The sequence below is a fragment of the Massilia sp. S19_KUP03_FR1 genome (genome assembly GCF_036688685.1).
Classification (GTDB): domain Bacteria; phylum Pseudomonadota; class Gammaproteobacteria; order Burkholderiales; family Burkholderiaceae_D; genus JALYUM01.
The window spans coordinates 1-5,708 of record NZ_JAQQPS010000051.1; the positions used below are offsets into that span (position 1 = coordinate 1).

Consider the following 5,708-nt stretch of genomic DNA (forward strand, 5'->3'; position numbering starts at 1 on the left):
GTGCCGGTGCCTGCCCCGGCACGGTGGCCGGCATCGCCGGCAGCCACGCCAGCACGCCGCGCGGCGCCAGCACCTTGCACGCAGCAGCGCGCAAACCGGTGCGCGCCAGCAGCCGCAAGGCGGCAGCCGTTACGGCCGGACGATCGATCCAGGCGCTGACCCAGTCGGGATACGCGCGGCCAAGCAGCTGGCGCCACCACCAGTGATCGAGCCGGCCCGCAAGAGCGTCGCACGCCAGGCACGCAAGCAGTTCGGCTTCGTCGCCGAACCAGACCGCTGGCGCATCGGCGCCGACCGGTCCCAGTGCCGGCCGGCCGGCGTGCGCGGCGGCGTCGGCAATCGCAGCGCGCGCGGCAGCGGCGACCTGCAGGCGCAAGCGCGCATCGGGCAACCGCGCGAGCGCGCGCAGCGGCAGTGCAAGTGCCAGCCGGCGCAGTATCAGCACCGACTGCGGCGGCAGCGGCGGCAGTGCCGCGGCCACTTCGGCCGCCAGGGCTTCGGCCGCCAGGCGCGCGATCAGCGGCTCGTGCGTGCTGGCGTGCGCATGCAGGCGGGCGATGTTGAGCGTGGCGGCAGGCATGGCGTCAGGGCAGCGGTGCGTCCGGATTGTCGCGCGCGCGCAGCCGTAGCAGCCATTGCGGGCCGGCGCGATCCGCGGGCGTGAGCTGCATGATCTGCAATTGCGCCTCGTCGCGTGCGACCGGCGTGTCATTCAGGCCGCCTTCGAGCGCCAGCACGAAACGCTCGCGGCTGAATGGCCAGCCCGGGGGCAGGGCCAGGTTGCCGAGCGCACCGAACACCGCCTGCCAGCGCGCGCGCGTGGGTGCATCGAGCAGCACCACGGGCGGCAGCAGGGCATAGTCGTCCGACTCGGGTGGACTATCGGCGGCGCGCGCGGCGGGCAGGGCGCCGCTGCCGCGCAACTGCGCTGCGAACTGGCGCGCGAAGGCTTCCATCTCGACGCGGCCGGCGCGCGGCCACAGCGCATCGGCGGCGGCGTCCGGCGCCGGCGCCAGGTTGCGCCGCGCCGCCTCGGGGTCGGCCCATTCCACCTGCGCGGACAGGGCGAGCCGCAGCACGGCAAGCGGCAGGTCGCTGGCGGCCAGCGTGGGCGCCATGCTGGCCGGAATCCAGCCGAGCTTGCGGGTGGCCGGCGCCAGCAGCGCGACGGCGACCCGGTTGCGCAGGTCGTTGGCGCTGGCGCCTTCCGGCGCGCGCAGCGGCACCAGGTGTGCGCGCACCGCCGGCAGTTCGACGTTGCGGTTGCAGGCGCCGACGTCGCCCAGCAGCGTGGGCGCGCGGCCGTCTGCAATCGAGTCGGGCGTGAGCACCAGCAGATACAGGCCGGCCGCAGCGGCGCCGTCGCCGAAAGCGCTCTTGCAATCGGCGAAGCCGCCGGCCGGGCCGGCCAGGCGTGCGGCAGCCAGGTCGAGCGTGAAGTCGCCCGTTTCGATGACGTCGCCGGCCGCTGTCACGCCCAGGCCGGCGCTCACCGTCAGTTCGCTGCTGCCGGCTGACCAGGCAACGCCCAGTCCACGCGCGATGCCGCAGCCGAGCAAGCGGGCGAGCCCGCGCTGCCCCGCTTCGCGCAGCACCTGTTCGCGCCGCAGGTCCTCGGCCGACAGCAGCCGGCCATTGAAAAAATAGGTGCGCGCCGGGCCGCTGGCCGCCAGCGGCTGGTTCAGGCTGATTCCGGTGATGGCCATGCTCAAGTCCTCCCGATAACGAACCAGCGTGCCAGCTTGCTGTTGCCAATCAGCGTCACCGATTGGAAAGCGCCCAGTCTCACGCTCGGCGCATTGTCGATGAATTCGTTGCTGTCGCCGCGCTCCTTGCGTACCAGTTCCGCGAACGTGGCCCTGCTGGCCGTTTTGATGATGACCACCCGCTCGTCTTCAGGATCGCCCAGAGCGAACACGACGCCGTCGCTTGCGGCCACCAGCAGCACCACGTGGTCGTCCTCCTTCAACGCGTCCCTGGTATCACCGACGATGCGCGTGGCCCAATGGGTCTGCGGTGTGGTGTCGATGGTCAGGTCGGGCCCGTCCAACGCCACTGCGATGTGGCGTCCCTCTGTGGCCGGACGCACGCCGCCCAGTCCAAACGTGCCGGCGTCGTCGCCAAGCAGGATCTGCCCCGGACTGGTGTTCGCGCTCAGCCCGGTGCCACCCTGGTCCACGGCCAGCGGCAGCACAATGCCGCTGCTCAGGGCGTCGAACTGGATGCGCCAGTCGTCCTGTCGATCCATCCTTTGCAGCGTGACCGACACCGTGTCGCTGTCGGCCAGCCGGGCCAGGACGAAATCGCCCCCGTCACCTTCGCGCTCGCCCACCAGCACCTGCAAGCGCTGCGGCAGCGCCGCCTGCCCGGTGCCCCCCGAGGCAATCGGCAGTGGCGTGGCCAGGGTCAGCGCGGCGGCCATGGCCTCGCCATCGATGGCCAGGCCGGCGAATTGCGGGCTGTCGAGCGGGCCGATACCCTGGATGGTGTCGATCAAGATGTCGGGCGCGGCGCTGGTCACGTCGACCGTCAGGTTGGCGTGCATGTCGGCGCCGCTGTCCACGAAGCGGGTGACGGCGCGCAGGTCGCCCAGCGCAAAGCGCGCCGGATCTTCGCCAGTGCCGGCCACGCCGACCAGCAACTGGCCGTCAGCCGGGACGGCGTTCTGGCCGGTGCCGCCCGAGCTGGTCGACAACGGCGTGTCCAGCGTCAGCGCGCCGGCAGTAAGTGCGCCATCCACGGTCAGGCCGGCGAACTGCGGGCTGTCCTGCGGGCCGATGTCCTGGATGGTGTCGATCAGGATGTCGGGTGCGGCGCTGGTCACGTCGACCGTCAGGTTGGCCAGCGCCGCTGTATCGCCCTCCTGGGGGCGTTCGACCGGCAGCAGGTCACCCAGGCTGAAATGCGCCGGAAGGTCTTCCGTGCCAGCTACCCCGACCAGCAACTGGCCGAGCACCGGCGCGTCGCTCTGGCCGGTGCCGCCGTCGCCGACCGGGATCGGCGCCGTCATGGCCGGTCCGTAGTAATCGGGACCACCGTCTTCGCCTGCGCCACCCGGCCACTTCACGGCCGGCCGCAGCACTGCCTTGCGGGCGTCGGGGTTGCCGGGCAGCGGCGCGGCCACCAGGTCAATGCGCGCGAGCGCGTGGTCGGTGAGCGCGAAATCGGCCAGCAGGTCCTGGGCGTTGGGCAGGTGCGGGTCGGCGCGGCCGAGCACATAGTCGGCACCGACCGGGGCGTCGGTCGCACTGCTGCTGATCAGCCATTGCTGCAGCATTTGCAGGTGCACCAGCTGGGCGCGCCCGAGCCAGCGCGCGACGGCCGGTTGGCCCGGCGCCGGCGGGAACACCAGGTTGCCGGCGTTGAGCTCCAGGTCGAGTGCGGCCAGTAGCAGGCCGGCGTCGGCGGCGGCATGGGCCGGATCGGCCGCCGGCACCGGACCGAACGGCGCCAGCGCCGCGGCGCGCAGGCGGCGCACCCAGACGTCGAACGCAGCGTTGATGTAGGTGGTGTACTGGTCGCGCGGGATGATCAGCTGAGCGCCGGCAGGATCGGGGTCCGGCAGTGGCGTCGCGGCCAGCGGCGGTGCCGCAAAGGCTGGCGCGGCATGCGCGATTGCCGCCGTTACCTGCGCCTCGACCGCCGCGAGGAAGGCATCGAGCGGGGTACCGCCTGTCGGCAGAATATCGACCCGCCGCAGCCAGGCTGCGAAGGTGCGCAGCGCGTCGTCTTCGGCCTGGGCCGGTGCGGTCCAGCTGAAGTCCAGCGTGTAGCTGTCGGCGATGCGCGAGTCGGCCAGCAGCGCGCTCTCGTCGCGGCATGGTTCGCCCGGGATCGGCACCGGCGTGCCGGTCACCTCCGCATGGCGCAGCACCACATACACGCTGGCCTTGCCGGTGCGGCCGGGTTCAGGCTTGCCGGGACCGGCCAGCCATTCGTCGAGCCGCGCGCACTGCGCGGCCTTGACCCCGACCAGCTTGCCGTCCGGGAGCAGCGCCAGACCCGGCGTCACGCGCACCGCCACCTGGCCGCCGGTGACGACGGTGTCGACATCGAGCCCGCTAATGGCGCCGTAGCCGATCAGCGCGCGCAGCGCGCGTTCGTCGCGTGCCCCCAGGTAGGCATGCTCCTGGCGGAAGTCGTCGACACCGAGCACCATGCCGAAGGTGAAGTTGACGCGCTGGTTCGGGTCCAGCGCCGCGTCGGGGGCGGAAGTGAAGGTGTAGCCGGTGCAGCAGCCCATGGTATCTCCTGTGGTGGGGTATCAGCCGTGGTCCAGGCTGATGCGGTCGGGTGGCGGCAAGGGGCGCACTGGCGCCAGCCGGGCGCCGCCCAGGTCGATGCGCCCGAGGACGGCCGGCGCGAAGGGGCCGCCGGTCCAGCCGAGGGCGGCCAGTTCGGGCCGGCGCCCCAGACCGGCTTCCAGGCGCGTGTCGAGGCCGAGCCGGGCCTCGCCGACGCGAAACAGGTCGAAGCCGAAGCGCACCTCGGCGACGGTGTGCGCCGGCTTTTCCGCGTCAATTACGCGCAGCACGGCGGCGCGGCGGCGCGCCAGTTCATCCAGGTCGAGTTCGGCGCCGGTGCCCGCGTCCGGCAGCGGCAGGACGATGCGGAAGCGGTGGGCGCTGCCCAGGGTGCGCACGATGCGCGCTTCGAAGCGATGCCAGTCGGCCAGCGCGGCGTCGGTGGCCGGCACCGCCAGCGGCGTGGGAATGCGCGCGAAATCGCGCCAGGCCGTGCCCCAGGCGGCGTTCAGCGCGGAGATGCGGCGCCAGCGTCGCGCCAGGAAGTCTTGCCAGCGCTGGCGCAACGGCGCACAGGGGGCGCTGGCGGCCAGGTAGTCGCCCCAGGCGCTGCGCTCGGTCGCAGCGGCCGCTTCGTCCACCGGGAAGGTGGCCGCCGTATTCACCAGCGCGCGCGCCTTGACCCAGGCGGCCCAAAGCTGCGCCTCCTCGATGGGCGCGCGCGCAATGAAGCCGAAGGCGCGCAGCAGGGTGGCGCGGCGCGCGCCATTCTCGTCCGGCGCGGTCGGATCGACCAGGGCCGCATTGCCATCGAGCTGCGCCAGCAATTGCGCGCGGCTGGCCGCGGCCGGGTTCCAGGCGCTGGTCGGCAACGCTGGCAGCAGGCCGTACATCTCCTGCAGGCGCAGGCCATGCACGCGCTCTGCCAGCTGTTCCGGTTCGCGCAGCCAGGTTTCGTCGACCGTGGTTTCCCACGCCAGCGTTGCACTGAGCAGCAATCCGGGCACGGTGCCGCGCCGCGCGTGGATGGTCATCGCGTGGCGCAGCAGCAGGCGCCGGCGGGCCTCGTCGGTTGCCGGGTCGAACACCAGCCCGACCCAGCCGGCCAGCCAGTCGAGCGTGGCGGCCGGCGCGGTGCGCGCGTCGAACAGCCACTGGGCGGCGGCGATGCGCTCTTCCCAGCGCGTCAGATCGCCTTCGAACAGGGCCAGGAAGCGGTCGAGGAAATCGGCCCCGGCGGCGTCGCTGGCATACACCGGTGGCAGGTACTGGCGCGCGTACGAAAAGCGCGGGAACCAGGCGCGCAGCCCGCGCAGCAAGGGCGTTTGTTTGCCGTCGCCCTGGAAGGTGATGCGGATCTGCAGCCAGCGCCCGTGCGTCCCTTGCAGCAGCGTGCCCCAGGTGCCGGCGGCGGCGTCGCCCGCCTCGCCGCGCCACGGCAGCTCGCTGCCGGCCGGGCTGCGC

General features: G+C 72.7%; 4 protein-coding genes. All 4 read right to left on the reverse strand.

What is annotated here, in order from left to right; all coding sequences use genetic code 11:
* A partial coding sequence (locus V6M87_RS26885) for a hypothetical protein (RefSeq protein WP_332879747.1) occupies positions 1–580 on the reverse strand: 580 nt, incomplete at its 3' end.
* A gap of 4 nt (positions 581–584) precedes the next feature.
* The gene (locus tag V6M87_RS26890) at positions 585–1,706 is read right to left on the reverse strand and encodes a hypothetical protein (protein ID WP_332879748.1); all 1,122 of its coding nucleotides are present in this window, start codon (positions 1,704–1,706) and stop codon (positions 585–587) included.
* A 2-nt stretch (positions 1,707–1,708) separates the two neighbouring features.
* Positions 1,709–4,243 (reverse strand): hypothetical protein, encoded by a 2,535-nt coding sequence (locus V6M87_RS26895; protein WP_332879749.1) that lies wholly within the window; start codon positions 4,241–4,243, stop codon positions 1,709–1,711.
* A 21-nt stretch (positions 4,244–4,264) separates the two neighbouring features.
* Positions 4,265–5,708: phage tail protein (locus V6M87_RS26900; RefSeq protein ID WP_332879750.1), on the reverse strand; the 1,444-nt coding region annotated here is incomplete at its 5' end.